The following is a 15,781-nucleotide window of genomic DNA, read 5'->3' as shown; positions in this document are numbered from 1 at the left end:
ATACTCCCGAACTGGATTCGGGAGTTCGACTAGCCTGTGATGCCGGGTAGGTCGAGGCCCGCGCGCCGCGCGGCGTCGATGGCCTGCGGGTAGCCTGCATCGGCGTGGCGCATCACCCCGGTGGCGGGATCGTTCCACAGCACCCGCTCCAGCCGCGCCGCCGCCTCTGGGGTGCCATCGGCGACGATCACCATGCCCGAATGCTGCGAATAGCCCATGCCGACGCCGCCGCCATGGTGGAGCGAGACCCAGGTCGCGCCGCTGGCGGTGTTGAGCAGGGCGTTGAGCAAGGGCCAGTCCGAGACCGCGTCCGATCCGTCCAGCATCGCTTCGGTCTCGCGATTGGGGCTGGCGACCGATCCGCTGTCGAGATGATCGCGGCCGATCACGATCGGCGCCTTGAGCTCACCCGATGCGACCATTTCGTTGAACGCCATGCCGAGACGGTGCCGGTCGCCCAGGCCCACCCAGCAGATGCGGGCAGGCAGCCCCTGAAAATGGATGCGCTCGCGCGCCATATCGAGCCAGCGATGGAGATGCGCATCGTCGGGCAGCAGCTCCTTCACCTTCGCATCGGTCCTGTAGATGTCTTCCGGATCGCCCGAGAGCGCGACCCAGCGGAACGGGCCGACGCCCCGGCAGAAGAGCGGTCGGATATAGGCGGGGACGAAGCCGGGAAAGGCGAAGGCATCTGCCACGCCTTCGTCACAGGCGACCTGCCGGATGTTGTTGCCGTAATCCACCGTGGGCACGCCCGCTGCGTGGAAATCGAGCATCGCGCGGACATGGACCGCCATCGATGCCTTGGCGGCTTTCGCCACGGCTTCGGGAGCGCTTTCGCGCTCGGCGAACCAGCGCTCGAGCGTCCATCCCTGCGGCAGATAGCCATTGATCGGATCGTGCGCCGATGTCTGATCGGTCACCAGATCGGGGCGAACGCCGCGCCGGACAAGTTCGGGATAGATGTCGGCAGCATTGCCGAGCAGGCCCACCGAAACGGGCGCGGTGGCGTTAGTGACGATTTGCAACGCCTCGTCGAGATTATCCGTCGCGCGATCCAGATAGCCCGTCTCCAGCCGCATCTCGATCCGGCTCGGCTGGCATTCGACCGCGAGGCACGAGGCTCCCGCCATCGTCGCTGCCAGCGGCTGCGCGCCGCCCATCCCGCCCAGCCCTGCGGTGAGGATCCAGCGTCCCGCAAGGCTGCCGCCATAATGCTGGCGACCGGCCTCGACGAACGTCTCATAGGTGCCCTGCACGATCCCCTGACTGCCGATATAGATCCAGCTGCCGGCGGTCATCTGGCCGTACATGGCCAGCCCCTTGCGGTCGAGTTCGTGGAAATGCTCCCAGGTCGACCATTTGGGCACGAGGTTCGAATTGGCGAGCAGTACGCGCGGCGCATTTTTGTGCGTGCGGAAAACGCCGACGGGCTTTCCCGACTGGATCAGCAAGGTCTCGTCATCGCCGAGCCTTTTGAGCGTATCGACGATCCGGTCATAGCTCTCCCAATCGCGCGCTGCCCGCCCGATTCCGCCATAAACGACCAGCTCAGCGGGGTTTTCCGCGACGCGCGGGTCGAGGTTGTTCATCAGCATCCGCATTGGGGCTTCGGTGAGCCAGCTTTTCGCGGTCAGTTCGTTGCCGGTCGTGGCCTGGATGTGGCGGGCATTGTCGATGCGGGTCATGCGGGTGCTTTCGCAAAGGCCGTTGCGGCGGCGAGGATCTGTTCCAGATGGGCGCGGAGCGGGGCGGCGCGATCGGGGTTCCAGATCGGCGGCCAGTTGGTCTCGTCCGGCACGCCCCCGGGCTCGTCGAGATAGGCGCGCATCGCGATCTCCATCTGGATCGCGTGGACGCCGCCTTCGGGGCGGCCGTAATGGCGCGTGGTCCAGCCGCCCCGGAAGCGGCCGTTGAGGACATGGCTGCGCGATGCGCTGGCGGCGACCACGGCGTCGCTCAGCGCAAGGTCGCAGGTCCTGCCCATATCGGTGCCGATATTGAGTTCGCGCAATTCGCCATCGAACAGCCGCGGCACTCGGCTGCGGATCGAGTGGCAATCATAGAGCACCACCATAGGGTGATTCTCTCGCAGGCGCGCGATCTCGGCCTTTATGGCAGCATGATAGGGCGTGAACCACGGCATGCGTTCGGCCAGATCGGGTTCATAGCTTGCGCGATATAGGGATTCACCATCGAAGGTTTCGGTGGGGCAGAGGCCGGTGGTGGTCTGGCCGGGATAGAGCGACTGGCCGGAGGGATCGCGATTGCAGTCGATCACGCTGCGTGAAATATCGGTCCAAATGAAGGTCGCGTCGGCCAATCCTTCGTAGAGCGCCCGGATGTGCCAATCGGCATCGCGGATCGCCCACCAGCGCGATCGGAACGCGGCTTCAAAGCCAGCGAGATCGGTGCCGCCATGGGGGAAAGCGAGGATCAGCGGACTGTCGCTGCGCTCGACGTGGAGCCAGTTCACGCCGCAATCCCCGGAAGATCGCCGGTGAGGAACCCCGGATCGCGGATCAACGTTGCCGCCGCCGCCATGTCGGGTGCCATGTGGCGATCGTGATCGAGCGTCGGCACCTGTGCGCGAAGCATCGCCCGCACCTTTTCGATCGCGGTGCTGGACGCGAGTGGCGCGTGGAAATCACAACCTTGTGCGCCAGCCAGCAACTCGATCGCCAGAATGTGGTCGACGTTTTCCGCCATGCCGATCAAGCGCCGCGCCCCGTGCGCGGCCATCGACACATGATCCTCCTGGTTCGCGGAAGTCGGGATCGAATCGACGCTCGCCGGATAGGCGCGCTGCTTGTTTTCCGAAACGAGCGCGGCGGCGGTAACCTGGGGGATCATGAACCCCGAATTGAGCCCCGGTTGCGGGGTCAGGAACGCAGGGAGGCCCGAAAGCGCGGGATCGACCAGCATCGCAATCCGACGCTCGGAAAGGCTGCCGATCTCGCACAAGGCCAGCGCGATCATGTCGGCGGCAAAGGCGACAGGCTCGGCGTGGAAATTGCCGCCTGACAGAGCCTCATCGGTATTGGAGAAGATAAGTGGATTGTCAGACACGCCATTGGCTTCGGTGACCAGCGTGTCGCCCGCCTGCCTGAGCAGCGTCAGCACCGCGCCCATCACCTGCGGCTGACAGCGCAGGCAATAGGGGTCCTGCACGCGCAGATCGTCGATCGCATGCGAGGCGCGGATCGCGGAGCCCAGCATCAGGCCGCGCAGCGCATCGGCGGTTTCGATCTGCCCGGCGTGGCCGCGCAGCGCATGGATGCGGTGGTCGAAAGGGGTGTCGGAGCCTTTGGCGGCCTCGGTGGAGAGCACGCCGGTGATCAGCGCGGCGCGGTAAAGGCGTTCGGCCTCGAACAGCCCGGCCAGCGAATAGGCAGTCGAAAATTGCGTGCCGTTCAGAAGGGCAAGGCCTTCCTTTGGGCCAAGTGTGAGTGGCGTGAGGTCCGCCGCCGCAAGCGCCTGTGCGGCGGGAAGGCGCGTGCCATCGACGAAGATCTCGCCCACGCCGATCATCGCCGCGGTCATGTGCGCGAGCGGCGCGAGATCGCCCGATGCGCCGACCGAGCCTTGCGCCGGGACGACGGGCACCAACCCCTTGGTCAGCATCGCTTCGAGCAGATCGACCGTGGCGGGAGCGACGCCCGAATTGCCGCGCGCAAGGCTGGCAAGCTTCAGCGCCATCATCAGCCGTGCGATGGGGATTGGCATCGGCTCGCCCACGCCCGCCGCATGGCTCAGCACGATGTTGCGCTGGAGCGTGGCGAGATCTTCGCTTTCGATCCGTACGCTGGCGAGTTTCCCGAAGCCGGTGTTGATCCCATAGACCGGCTCACCGCGTGACAGGATACGGGCAACGGAGGCTGCGCTTTCGGCGATGGCGGGGCGCGCGGCGGGATCGAGCGTCACTGGCCCCCCGCGATAGATTGCGCGCCAGCCCGCATAGGAAACGGCACCGGGAGTCAGCAGCATCGGCCATCCTTGACGCGGGAGTGCAGGGGATTGGCGCCGATGCGATAGACCAGCTCGGCGGGGTCAGCGATGTTCCAGATCGCAAGGTCGCATGCCTTGTCGGGCTCGATCGTGCCAACTTCTTGGGAAAGGCCGAGCGCGCGGGCGGCATGCACGGTGACGCCGCGTAGCGCCTCGGTCACGGTCAGGCGGAACAGCGTCGCGCCCATGTTGAGCATCAGCAGCAGCGAGGTGGTCGGCGAGGTGCCCGGATTGCAGTCGGTCGCGAGCGCGATGGGCACGCCGTGTGTGCGCAACAGGTCGACTGGCGGCAGATGCGTCTCGCGCATGAAATAATATGCGCCCGGCAGCAGCACTGCGACCGTGCCTGCTTCGGCCATCGCGCGGGCATCGGTTTCGGTCGCATGTTCCAGATGATCGGCGGATAGCGCGCCATGACTGGCGGCAAGACTTGCGCCGCCCAGCGCTGAGAGTTGCTCGGCGTGGAGCTTCACCGCGAAGCCTGCCTCGCGCGCTGCGGCAAGCACGAGTCCGGATTGTTCGGGGGTGAAGCCGATCCCTTCGCAGAACGCGTCCACCGCGTCGGCCAGGCCGATTGCGGCGGGGATCATCTCTTCGCACACCAGATCGACATAGGCGTCGGCGCGGCCGACATATTCTGGGGGCAAGGCATGTGCGCCGAGCAGGGTGGGCGAGACGCGGACGTCGCGCACTGTGCCCAGCACACGGGCGGCGCGGAGCATCTTGAGCTCGTCCTCGACGCGCAGCCCATAGCCGGATTTGATCTCGATTGTCGTGACACCCTCGGCAAGCAGCGCATCGAGCCTGGGGAGGGCGCTTTCGACCAGTTCTGCCTCGCTCGCGTCGCGCGTGGCGTGCATCGTTGAAAGAATGCCACCGCCCGCGCGTGCAATCTCCTCATAGGATACGCCTTCCAGACGCATCGCCCATTCGTTCGCGCGATTGCCCGCGTGCACCAGGTGGGTGTGACAATCGATCAGGCCCGGCGTGATCCAGCGACCGCTGCAATCGATGGTCTCTGCCGCCTTGGGCGCGTCGGCGCGTGGCCCGGCATAGACCAGGCGGCCGTCGCGGCATGCGATCGCGCCATCCTCGATCACGCCCAGATCGTCGCCCGCCATCGTCGCGAGTCGCGCATTGGTCCATAGCCGGTCCATGGCGCGATGTTGCGCGGGCCTCTGGATTATGTCTAGACATAATATTCAGGAGGCCCAGTTGATGTATCTCTGGTTTGAAAGCGCACTGCTCACCACCGGCTGGGCGCTCGACGTGCGGATCGGCATCGCGGGCAATGCGATCACATCGATCGAACCAGGCGCGCCTCCGCGTCCGGGCGATGCACGGCACGGCGTGGCGTTGCCGGGCCTTTGCAACGTGCATAGTCATGGATTTCAACGCGGCATGGCGGGATTGTCGGAGCGGCGCGGGCGGCCCGATGATGATTTCTGGAGCTGGCGCGAAGTGATGTACCGCTTCCTCGACCGGCTGACCCCCGATGACATCGCCGCGATAACCGCGCAGGCCTATGTCGAAATGCTCGAAAGCGGGTTCATCCGCGTGGGCGAGTTTCACTATCTGCACAATGACGTGGATGGCGGACGCTACGGCGATCCGGCGGAGACGGCGGGCGCGATAGTTGTGGCTGCGGAGGCGAGTGGAATAGGCCTGACGCTCCTGCCGGTCTTCTATGCCCATTCCGATTTTGGTGGCGCCGCGCCGAAGCAGGGGCAGCGGCGGTTCCTCAGCGATGTGGAAGACTTTGCGCGGCTGGTCGAAGCAAGCCGCGCGAAGCTTCCGGCGGACGGCGTGCTTGGTATCGCACCGCATTCGCTGCGCGCGGTGACGCCGGACGAACTGGCCGCACTCCTGCCGCTGGCTGGCGACGGTCCTGTCCACATCCACGCTGCCGAGCAGGTGAAGGAAGTCGAGGCGTGCCTCGCATGGAGCGGCGCGCGCCCCGTGGAGTGGCTGCTCGACAATGCCGATGTCGATCCTCGCTGGTGCCTGATCCATGCGACGCATCTGAGCGACCGGGAATGCGACCGGCTGGCGTCGAGCAAGGCGGTGGCGGGGTTGTGTCCGGTGACCGAGGCCAATCTGGGCGACGGGATTTTCCCTGCGATCCGCTATCTGGCGAGCGGCGGGCGGATCGGTGTCGGCACCGATTCCAACATTCTGATCGATGCGCCCGGTGAAATCCGCGCGCTCGAATATTCCCAGCGGCTGGCGCATCGCCGCCGGGCGCTACTCGCGGCAGAGGGCGCATCGGTAGGGCGCACGCTCTTCGATGCGGCGCTTGCCGGTGGCGCGCAGGCGCTGGGCGTGGGCGGCGGGCTGACGGTGGGCAGCCCCGCCGATCTCGTCGCGCTGGATAGCGATCATCCAGCTCTTGCCGGTATGGCGGGAGACAGCGTGCTAGACGCATGGATCTTCGCCGCGCGGCACGGCGCGGTGCACGGTGTGTGGCGCGGCGGGCGGCAGATGGTAGCGAACGGTCGCCATATCGCGGCGGACGCCGTGGCAGCGCGCTACCGTCAGACAGTCGCGGCCCTGCTCGCATGACCGTCGAGGAACGGATCCGCTCGGATATCGAGGCGCGCGTGCATTCGGGCGAATGGCGGCCGGGGGATCGCATCCCCTTCGAGCATGAGCTGGTCGCATCCTATGGCTGCTCGCGTGCCACGGTCAGCAAGGCGCTGACCCGGCTGGCGCGCGCGGGCCTGATCGAACGGCGGCGCAAGGCGGGGTCGTTCGTGGCCGACCCGCAAGTGCATTCGGCGGTGCTGGAAGTGCCCGATCTCGCCGCGATGATCGCGGCGCGGGGCGAGGCCTATTGCTGGAAATTGCTGGACCGGCGGGTCGACGGCGCGGAACTGCTCGTCACCGGCGTGCACCATGCGGCGGGAAGGCCCTTTTGCCTGGAGACGCGGACGATCTTTCTCGCGGCGGTGCCGGAAGCGGGGGAGGAATCCTTCGATACGGTTTCGCCCGGAAGCTGGCTGCTCGGCCATGTTCCGTGGACACGGGCGCGCCATGGCATCCGCGCGGTCGAGGCGGATGCGGGGCAGGCGGCCCTGCTGGAAATGGCGGCTGGCAAGGCGTGCCTGCTGATCGAGCGGCGGACCTGGCGGATGGACGCACCGGTGACGCTGGTCGAGCAATTGTTCCCGGGGGATCGCTACGATCTCGTGGCCGAATTCAGGCCGGGCGCCTCCTGAGGGGGCAATGGCGCTGCCTGCTAGGATTGAACTCACGAACTCGCCCTTGCGACGGCGAACTCTATCGATTGAAGCGTTCCCGAGCCGTTCGTGTCATTTCGACCAAATGGGGAGTGCTGTCATTGCAATCATCCCGTCAGCACGAATGGCACGAAACGTATCGGCGCTGGTTTGCAGTCTGACTGGCTGACCAAGAAACAACGGTGCCTGAGCACGAAAGGAAAAGCCGGCCAGAGGCCGTAGGCGTCCGGCGAGCTCGGCAAGCTTGCTCGCGGTGAACGGGCCATGGATGACTAGGGCCGGATAGCCTTCCTCCGCTTTTGCATAGGGCAGGTCGTAATGGATGCGGTGACCATTGAAGGTCGCCGCCGAGAAGCGGAAAAGATTGACCTCGTCCGGGTGCCATAGCTCCCCCTCGATTGGGTCCGCTGAGGGCGCCGGCATAGGCGCAGGTCCGCTATCGCCGCGATAGACATAGCTTTGCCGTTCCGACACGCGCGGCAGGCCATCCTGCGTCACGACGCGATCGACTTCGACGAACAGGAGATCGCCCGAACGTCCGCTCTTGTGTGCAACATCCGCGATCGTGCCGGTCATTTCGGCGGGCTGGCCGAGCTGTAGCGGGGCGTGGAAGGTCATGTCGGCGGCCGCGAACATGCGGCGTGGCAGCTTCACCGCCGGGAGAAAACCGCCGCGCTGCGGGTGGCCATCCGCACCGATTTCAGAGTCGCGAACAGCGGGCAGGAAAAAGGCCCAATGCGCCAATTGCGGCTGGCAGCGCTCAACATCGGGATCGGCCCCGATCGCGAGCGCGTAGCGGCGCAGGCTCTCGGTCTCGAGGATCGCGACCTGGGTTTCCTGACGGCCGATCGCGGCGCGCAGTTCCAGTAGCTCCGCCGGGTCGATCGCGGTCATGCGACAAGGCCCCGATCGTGCAGCTTGCCGATCTCGCCACTGCTCATGCCGAGAATCTCCGCCAGCACTTCATCGCTGTGCTGGCCGATCGCCGGGGCAGCGGACGGCGCTGCGCGGGCTTCGGCGGGCAGGCGGATGGCGGATCATCATTCGTTCGCGCAGGCCGCTGTCGTGCGGGACAAACCCCGGCGCAAGCTAAAGCAGCGGCTCACCAACCCCTGCCTGAATGCAAACTGTTTGCGCCCTGTAGGAATATGAGAGGTAGAAGCTAGTTCATGGATATTTACGGATGCTTTTTTGGCTATTCCGTATCCTAAATTGCTTTTCTGGATATTATTCGGTTCCGAAGCCGTCAGTCAGCAGTCGGTCCAGCGCCCGTCATTTGGGGCAGGCCGAGGGCAGGCCGAAAGGGGCCGCTCACTGCGCTGACGGGTAAGCGGTAGTTGCTGGCAGATGACGGTCATTGCCGACTTGAGAGGTTGATATGCCAATCAACTGCCTCATGTCGCTACCATCCAGTCATTTTCCCGCAGATAGTCTTCTCCTTAGCACTTCAGCTCGTCTGGCAGCCTGGGTGTCACTGGAGGCGCCCACATCTTTCAAGGCTGCAGAAAGCAGCGCCTCCGCTTGCTTCCGATCTCCCGTTCCAAATGCGGTTTCTGCCTGGGCCAAATGCAACATGGCAGAAAAATTGAGCTGCCCGGTCAGTTCAGTCACCTTTTTCGCATCGACCGTTTCGAGCAATGCCCGCGCCTCGGTATAGCGGCGGTTCGCGATCAGGCATTCGGCGGCGTAGAATGCAATGGTGTGGGTCAGTGGATATTTTGTCTCAAAGGCCTTGCGCACCGACGCCAGCGCCTGCTGCGCGATCGCCATGCCCTCGGCGCGCCGGTCGGTCTGGCACAGCGATGCGCCATAATCGATCTGCCCGACCAGAGCCTGGTGCGATGCCCCGCCGTTTTGCGCGGAGGCGCCGTCCCACACGATTTTGGCTTCGCGAGACGCCTCGTCATACCGGCGGAGCGCCGAAAAGCTCTCGAACCGCGTCGAATGCAAGCCCAGCGTCAGTCGGTGCGCGGGGCCAAGCTGTCGCTGCATGGCCGCGATAAGCGGCGTACTGCCAGCGAGCACCTCCTGATGCCTCCCCAGCATCGAAAGGCTGTTCAGCCAGTGTTGGCGCGTCACCATGGTATCCGGATGATCGGCACCGCGGACGCGCACCGATTCCGCTAAGATCGAACGCGCCAGTGGCTCAGCCTCGCCGGCGCGGCCGAGCCGCATCAGCGTCAGGACGCGTGATGATCGGGCCTTGAGCAGATCGGTCGGCTTCACGCCCGAGCCGGGGGCTTCGCCGATCCTTACCGCGCGATCGAACGCCCGTTCGGCCACGGAGAGATCCGACATATAGCCATACGCGCCTTCAGCCTGCGCGAGCGCAAAGCCGGTCTTGCCGCGATCGGCGCGTTCGCCGAGCCGCTTGCGTTCGCGCTCGATCATCCGGCCCGCTTCCTCCAGCCGTCCCGGCTGGCCGGATGTGGCTTCTAGATAGATGCTCGCGATCCGTCCCATCGCGGCATCGTCGCTCTCGCTTTCGCCGGCCTTGGCGAACCATTGATCGGCCTTGGCAAATTCGCTCCGCGCGGCGTCGACGTCCGATCGCTGGGCGAAAGCGCGCGCGACTGACAGATGAAGGCGGGCCGCGACGCCCGGCGAACCGGAGAAGCGCTGGTCGATGCTCAGGCTGGCGCGCTTGATCGCCTGAAGCACGGTCTCATCGGCGCTCGATTTCGCGGGATCGGGACTTGCCAGCACGTCCTGCGCGATGAAGTCATAGCCCGCATCGGCCTGAGCCTGCGCGGCGATCGCGTGATTGCGCTGGGTCCAGGCATAGACTGCGAGAGAGGACGAGACGATCAGCCCGATCGCCATGCTGCCGAATGCGGCGCGGACCCAGGGCAGGCGGGCGCGGCGGCGATCGTCGATGCGCTTGCGTTCGGCCATCCAGTGCGCCTGTTCGGCGGCAAGCGCGGCTTCCGCCCGCCGCGCGTCGATCCGTTCGATCCGGTCGGCGAGTTCGCTGGCGCTGGCGATGCGGCGCTCGGGCACGCCTTCGCCGGCCAAGCGGATATCCTCGCGCAGCACCGGATCCCGAATCTTGTCCTCCCATCCCGGGGCGAGCGCGGCGGCGAAGTCGCCGCTGGCCAGCTGGAACAGTATCAGGCCGAGCGCATAGATGTCGCTCTTCACTGTCGGCATCGCATCGCCGACCAGTTCGGGCGCCTGATAGGCATAGGTGCCCGAACGCGGCTCGTTCGCCCCCAGCCCGGCGTCGAGCGACCCCGGATCGGTGATGCGGAAGGCATGGAGCATCGTCCCGTCGAGCAGGCGGCCGCTGCCGAAATCGGCCAGCTTCACCACCGGCCCCGCATCGCCTTGCGCGATCAGGATATTGGCGGGCTTCAGATCCTTGTGCAGTACGCCGAGGTCGTGGACGCTGGCGACTGCGCGCGCAATCAATGCGGCGACGGCGAGGCGGTGTTCGATCGGGATCGCCGCAAGGCCGCCCGCTTCTGCCGCCCATGCGATCAGATCATGTCCGCCAAAGGCATATTCGAGGAAATAGGGCGAAGCGTCGAAATTCCATTCGAGCAGGGCAGGCGCCGGGGCCGTCGCACCCAGCCCTGCGAACAACAGGCGCGACAATGCCGCTTCGCGCTTCAGGCTACGCAGCCGGTCCGGCGCATCGGCGAATTTGAAGACGCGCCGTTCGCTCGTCTTGATATGCTTTGCTGACCAGACATCGGCGGTTCCGGCGTCGCCGAGCGCCCGTTCGAGCTGCCACTGGCCGCGGCCCGGCACGATATCGCCCGGTTCGAATGCGAAGCGCGGTGCGAGCGGCGATTCCACGGTTTCGATCGCGAGCGGCCCAATCAGCCGATACCCGACCCGCGGCACCGTTTCGATCACATGCTCGCGGGATTTGCCCAGCGCCCTGCGCAGCTTTGAGATCGCCGTGGGCAGCGAGCCTTCGACGACGGTGACGCCCGACCATACGGCATCGAGCAGTTCGTTCTTGGTGACGACTTCACCTGCGCGCAGCAGCAATTCGTGGAGCACTTCGAGCGGCTTCGTCTCGAGCGGGGCGGGCTGGCCCGCGATTCGCAGCATCCATCCGGCTTCGTCGAATTCGGCGTCCACGAAGCGCCAGATTCTGCGCCGGCGACGGGACGATACGCTATCCCTATCCATATGCCGCTCCCGTAACGACCTTTAGAATTTCTTGATAATGGCTTCAAGACTTTGAGGGTGCAGGAATTTTACATCCCAACGCCGTGGAGAGGGAAGGACTGCGACACGGTCCGCCACGCTTGCATCGCGAAGGGATAATGGAATGAAAAAGCACGTGAAGCCGCTCGCCGGCCGTCTGTTGTTCGCGGGTGTTGCGCTGGCCGGTGCGCTTACGCTGTCCGGTTGCGGCCAGTCAAAATTCGCGAAGCAACTGGGCGAGATCTGCACCGAGCCGATGTCGGACGGGACACCGCGTGGCGGCCTGCCGGGGTATAGCGGCATGGATTGCGGTTGCGTGGCCGAAAAGCTCGACAAGGCGGTTCCCGAAAAGCTCAAGCCTGCCTTCGTTGCGCTCCAATGGCCGTTGCGCCCGGACCCGCAGGACCGTGAGGCCGTGAACGGCGCGATGCTCCGCGAAGCCGGAATCGATCCCACCGATCGCCGCGCCATCTCCTCGGCAGTCGCCGAGTTGCGCGAGACGCTGCACGTGGTGAACCCGCAGATCCGCGAACAGTGCAAGGCAGGCTGAGGCCGCCATTCCGATCAGACGAGGAATAGTCACGATGAAGGGCAAGATTCTAGGCTTCAGCGAAGCTGACGGCACTGGCGCGATCTCGGCGGAGGACGGCTCGCGTTATCGGTTCGCTCGTGCCGACTGGCGCGGCGAACGGCCGCCCGCAACCGGCACGGTCGTCGATTTCGAAGGTGCGGACGGACAGGCGAAGGAAATCTATCCGGTCGGCGGCGCGGTGCTCGCCGCGCTTGGCAACATCAATGTCGATCTGGGAGACATTTCCGGCTCGCCTCAGGCCGACAAGGTCAAGTCGTTGCTCACCGGATCGCTGGCCACGCCGCTGGCGGTAGTGGTGCTAATCGCCTGTTTCCTGCCCGCGATCACCAGCCCGTTCGACAGCCTGTCGCTGTTCGGGCTGGGCGACAGCCGCACCGGCATGGGCGCGCTGTCCCGCGCCGCCGCGATGAGCGGGCGAGGCGGGGGGCTGGGTATGCTGGAGACGCTGCTGGTGCTGCGCTTCGGCGCGCCGCTGGCTGCGCTGTGGCTGATCTGGGCGGCGTGGAGCGGCAAGGCGCTGCGCACTGCCACGCTCGTCGCGGGCGTCGCGGCGATCGTCGCGGGGCTGCTGCCGATCATGTTGCGTTCGGCGGCGATCGACGCGGTGCCCGACTTCATGGCGCGCCAGATGTCGGACTCGGTCGGGATCGGGATCGGCGTGTGGCTGCTGCTGCTGGCGGGCGCCGCGCTGATCGCTGCGGGCTTCGGCATCATCCGCAATCCGCTGGCGAAGGGCTGAGCATGCGCATCGCGCTTGCGTTCGTTCTGCTGGCCATGGGGGGAGGGGCGGCCGCGCAACAGGCCGCCCCGCTTCCCGCCCCGGTCGGACCGCTGGGCATCGCGCCGGGCTATTATGTCGATGCCGCGACGCCGTGCGCCGCAGCGTATGACATCTTCTTCTACGACGGAAAGCGCGTCGGCGTACCGGGTTATGACCGCAACGGCGATGCGACGGGCCTCGAAGTCCTGCCGGTCGGCCGGGTGATGCGCGCCCGCGATGGATCGCTGTTCATCGAATCGCTCGAGATCGAACTGCGCAAGCTGCCGGGCAGGCGCATCGCGCTCACTATTCAGGATGACGGCCCCGCGATGCGGATCTGCCGACGGGATCAGGTCCCGGCCCGGTTCCGCGCGCGCTGAGAGAAGGGAAGAATGCGATGGTTCGGATAGGTGCAGGTGCAGTATCGGTGGCGCTGCTGCTGGCAGGCTGCGGTAATGAAGGCGGTTCGCCAGTGGCCAATGCCGTCCAGGGCAATCAGACCATGGGGACTGCCGCGCCCGCCGCGCCGTTAGAGCAGACTTCGGCTCCGGACCCGACCGGACTGGTGGTTCCGGCAAGCTGGATGCCCGCCGACTGGGACCGCGAGGCCTATTCCGGCTCGGGCGAGTTGACCGATGCCGAGACGATCCTGAAGTCGCGGCAGAATATGCTGAACACGGTGCCCTTCACGTTATGGGCCGTGGCCAATGATACTCGCGTGACTGAAGCGTTCGAGCCGATCTGGGTGTGGTACACCGCGATCCGGTCGTGCGCGCGCGGTATCGAGCTGAACGACGATCTGGCCGGCGAGTTTGGCAATCGCGAACGCGGCAAGGCGGGCCTGACCAAATCGCGCAACGATCTCAAGGCCTGGGCAGCAACCCAACCGCGCGAACTGACGCTTTATTTCACTGCAAAGCTCGGCCAGTGGAACGACGCGACCGGCACGTTCCAGCTCCAGTCGCTCAGCACCGCGACGACGCTGAAGCCAGAGGACATCGAAGCGATCGATCCCTATCCTGATGGCGCCAATGTCGAGCTGTGGAGCGACCGCACCGGACAGGCGATCAACCATTTCCAGGCATCGCTGATCGCGCCGCAATGCGTGTCGGCGGACAAGACCAAGGTCTATAAATTCCAGCGTCAGTCGCAATGGTGGGTGGTGTTTGGCGATGTCGATCGCGGCATGGGCGGCCTAGCCAATTACAAGTCGCGCGAAATGCTGCCCGCGATCGCGATGACGCGCGACGATGCGGCGAACTTCGCCCAGCGCAATCCGGAGCGGAAAGTGGTGGTGGCGGTGACCTTCGCGCCGGTCGGTTCCAGCTTCGTGAAGGGCGTCGACCAGTCGGCGATCCGCGCAAAATTCCGCCAAGTTACCATCACTGACGCGGCAGACGGCTCGGTCCTGGCTTCGAAGACTTATTGAACGCACGATCGCAAGCTGGCCTCTCCGCGTCAACTGGCGCCACAAACACTTGCGCTTCGGTTTATCTTGTCGTGGGGCTGAATGAATGGCGGCTTCTTACGACTGGAGTCGACAAGCTGCCATTCCTCTTCCGGCCCTTTAGCGGAACTCAAAGCTTTCTTGATCTGAATGATCGGAGTTGCGCCGGAGGCGATCAGAGTCTGCAAATCCGACCTGCGATCGGTTGAGTTCGCGAAGCCAGGTGGCCCGGCGTGGTTTGGTGGTTCGCGCCGGTCACGAGTTCACGGGCCCGCGTGCACATTCTGCGAAGGCCGGGTCGAGACCGATTGAAGGGAATTTCGGTTTGCCGTCCGAGATCGGCAATATCCTTCCAGCGCGCCGGTATCGGCGAGGCACCTGGCGTCGATCGCAACGGGCATCGCTTGGCCCGCCGGTGAGCCGCTCGACCTTAGCGGATCGCTGCGTTCAGCCTGAGCCAGAGCTGTTGGTCAAAGCCCGGGTCGGGAGCGGCTGCCCCGGTCCGCACGACCACCATTTTGCGGCTGCGGACGATGTAGAGGCGGCGGGTGAGCGCTCCGAACGCGGCGACCATGTCTGCGGGGGCTGCCGCGACGAGCGGGCCGGGCTGGCGGCCGCCAAGGGCACCGATCCGGTAGTCGCCGCCGTTGAGCCACCATAGCCGGCCATAGGCGGGATTGGTTGGCGCACGCTCGAACATCGCTCTCAGACCGGATTCGGACACGATCCGCTGTCCGTTCTTCGCGACGCCGTTCGCCAGGATAAGCTGCCCGAACACCGCAGTATCGCGCGGGGTGGTCACCAGCCCGGTATCGTTGCCGATACCCGCCATCGCCGCCGGTCGCGTGCGCCACGCGGTGTCGTTCATGCCGGCCGGTCCGGTCAGCCAGTCGCGGGTAATGACTTCGAGCGGTTGCCCGGCGGCTGCGGCAAGGATGCGCTTGCAGACTGCATAGACCGGCGTGTTGTAGAAGAAGCTGGCGCCGACGGGCGCGGCATAGCCGAACCGCTCGTCCAACCCCGAACTCATCTGGAGCAGGTCGAGTACGCGGATCTTCGCTTCCTGGTCCGGCGTCGCCTTGCTCCAGCCCCTTCCGAGATAAGCGGAAACGGGCTGCTCGATCCGGATCAGCCCCTTGTCGACAGCGATCGCGGCCAGCACGGCGACGAAGCTCTTCTGCTGCGAAGCGACATCCTCGAGCAGAGCGCCGTTCGCCGCACGGCCATGGACGAACAGCGGAAATTGCCGGTCGCCCGCGGGAGGATCCCAATTCTTCTCGACCAGAATCCGGCCGTCCTGGACAACGAGGAAACCGGTGCTGTTCTGATCGCGGAGATAGGCGAGCAGGGTCGTCATCGAGGCGTCGGCCGCCGCGGGCCGGGGCGGTGCCGATGCGGCGGGGGCGATGGTCGACCCATAGAGCATCGCTGCAAGCGACAGGTAACGGACAACCGATCGGCCAGTCATGATCTCTCCTGCTCCCGAGTCGTGTGAGCGGCATCGCAAGATGCCAGGACACACGCACGCACACGTACGCGTACATGATCCCGGCGGCTTCGATGGGCGTCAAACG

13 protein-coding genes are annotated in these 15,781 nt (G+C 65.5%); 6 read left to right on the top strand and 7 right to left on the bottom strand.

Annotated elements, in window-relative coordinates; genetic code table 11:
• Positions 1-29: 29 nt before the first annotated feature.
• Genes hutU through hutI form a run of 4 tightly spaced genes read right to left on the bottom strand, consistent with a single transcriptional unit; the run spans position 30 to position 5,165 of the window.
• Positions 30-1,688 (bottom strand): urocanate hydratase, encoded by a 1,659-nt coding sequence (hutU, locus tag SSO01S_RS10505; RefSeq protein WP_066798628.1) that lies wholly within the window; start codon positions 1,686-1,688, stop codon positions 30-32.
• A complete protein-coding gene (gene hutG, locus SSO01S_RS10500; protein ID WP_066798627.1) occupies positions 1,685-2,476 on the bottom strand; it encodes an N-formylglutamate deformylase in 792 nt (263 codons plus the stop codon). Before hutG ends, hutU begins: the two co-directional genes overlap by 4 nt.
• Positions 2,473-3,987 (bottom strand): histidine ammonia-lyase, encoded by a 1,515-nt coding sequence (gene hutH, locus SSO01S_RS10495; RefSeq protein ID WP_066798626.1) that lies wholly within the window; start codon positions 3,985-3,987, stop codon positions 2,473-2,475. The genes hutG and hutH overlap by 4 nt, the downstream gene beginning before the upstream one ends.
• Positions 3,978-5,165, bottom strand: a complete 1,188-nt coding sequence (hutI, locus tag SSO01S_RS10490) for an imidazolonepropionase (RefSeq protein ID WP_066798625.1) — start codon at positions 5,163-5,165, stop codon at positions 3,978-3,980. The genes hutH and hutI overlap by 10 nt, the downstream gene beginning before the upstream one ends.
• 61 nt (positions 5,166-5,226) lie before the next feature.
• Between hutI and SSO01S_RS10485 the strand changes: the two genes are divergently transcribed.
• Positions 5,227-6,570 carry a formimidoylglutamate deiminase gene (locus tag SSO01S_RS10485; protein WP_066798624.1) on the top strand — a complete coding sequence of 448 codons (1,344 nt, stop codon included), beginning with the start codon at positions 5,227-5,229 and terminating at the stop codon, positions 6,568-6,570.
• Positions 6,567-7,226 (top strand): histidine utilization transcriptional repressor HutC, encoded by a 660-nt coding sequence (gene hutC / locus SSO01S_RS10480; RefSeq protein ID WP_066798623.1) that lies wholly within the window; start codon positions 6,567-6,569, stop codon positions 7,224-7,226. The genes SSO01S_RS10485 and hutC overlap by 4 nt, the downstream gene beginning before the upstream one ends.
• 93 nt (positions 7,227-7,319) lie before the next feature.
• Here hutC and SSO01S_RS10475 read toward each other — a convergent pair whose 3' ends face one another.
• Both SSO01S_RS10475 and SSO01S_RS10470 read right to left on the bottom strand, forming a co-directional pair.
• Positions 7,320-8,141, bottom strand: coding sequence for an HTD2 family dehydratase (locus tag SSO01S_RS10475; RefSeq protein ID WP_066798622.1), 822 nt, complete (start codon positions 8,139-8,141; stop codon positions 7,320-7,322).
• A 519-nt stretch (positions 8,142-8,660) separates the two neighbouring features.
• Positions 8,661-11,339, bottom strand: coding sequence for a protein kinase domain-containing protein (locus SSO01S_RS10470; RefSeq protein ID WP_066798621.1), 2,679 nt, complete (start codon positions 11,337-11,339; stop codon positions 8,661-8,663).
• Positions 11,340-11,544: 205 nt separating this feature from the next.
• On the opposite strand from SSO01S_RS10470, the gene SSO01S_RS10465 reads away from it, so the two are divergent.
• Genes SSO01S_RS10465 through SSO01S_RS10450 form a run of 4 tightly spaced genes read left to right on the top strand, consistent with a single transcriptional unit; the run spans position 11,545 to position 14,189 of the window.
• Positions 11,545-11,958, top strand: a complete 414-nt coding sequence (locus SSO01S_RS10465; RefSeq protein WP_157073734.1) for a hypothetical protein — start codon at positions 11,545-11,547, stop codon at positions 11,956-11,958.
• A gap of 34 nt (positions 11,959-11,992) precedes the next feature.
• A complete protein-coding gene (locus SSO01S_RS10460; protein WP_066798619.1) occupies positions 11,993-12,739 on the top strand; it encodes a hypothetical protein in 747 nt (248 codons plus the stop codon).
• Positions 12,740-12,741: 2 nt separating this feature from the next.
• Positions 12,742-13,140 carry a hypothetical protein gene (locus SSO01S_RS10455; protein ID WP_066798618.1) on the top strand — a complete coding sequence of 133 codons (399 nt, stop codon included), beginning with the start codon at positions 12,742-12,744 and terminating at the stop codon, positions 13,138-13,140.
• A gap of 17 nt (positions 13,141-13,157) precedes the next feature.
• Positions 13,158-14,189: a hypothetical protein gene (locus tag SSO01S_RS10450; RefSeq protein ID WP_157073733.1), complete on the top strand. Its 1,032-nt coding sequence runs from the start codon at positions 13,158-13,160 to the stop codon at positions 14,187-14,189.
• Positions 14,190-14,637: 448 nt separating this feature from the next.
• Here SSO01S_RS10450 and SSO01S_RS10445 read toward each other — a convergent pair whose 3' ends face one another.
• Positions 14,638-15,675, bottom strand: coding sequence for a serine hydrolase domain-containing protein (locus tag SSO01S_RS10445; protein WP_066798616.1), 1,038 nt, complete (start codon positions 15,673-15,675; stop codon positions 14,638-14,640).
• Between the last annotated feature and the right edge of the window lie 106 nt (positions 15,676-15,781).

Origin of the sequence: Sphingomonas soli NBRC 100801 (genome assembly GCF_001591025.1) — a bacterium.
Taxonomy (GTDB): domain Bacteria; phylum Pseudomonadota; class Alphaproteobacteria; order Sphingomonadales; family Sphingomonadaceae; genus Sphingomonas; species Sphingomonas soli.
Note: the sequence above shows the minus strand (reverse complement) of the source record. Positions and strands in the feature narration are given on the sequence as shown.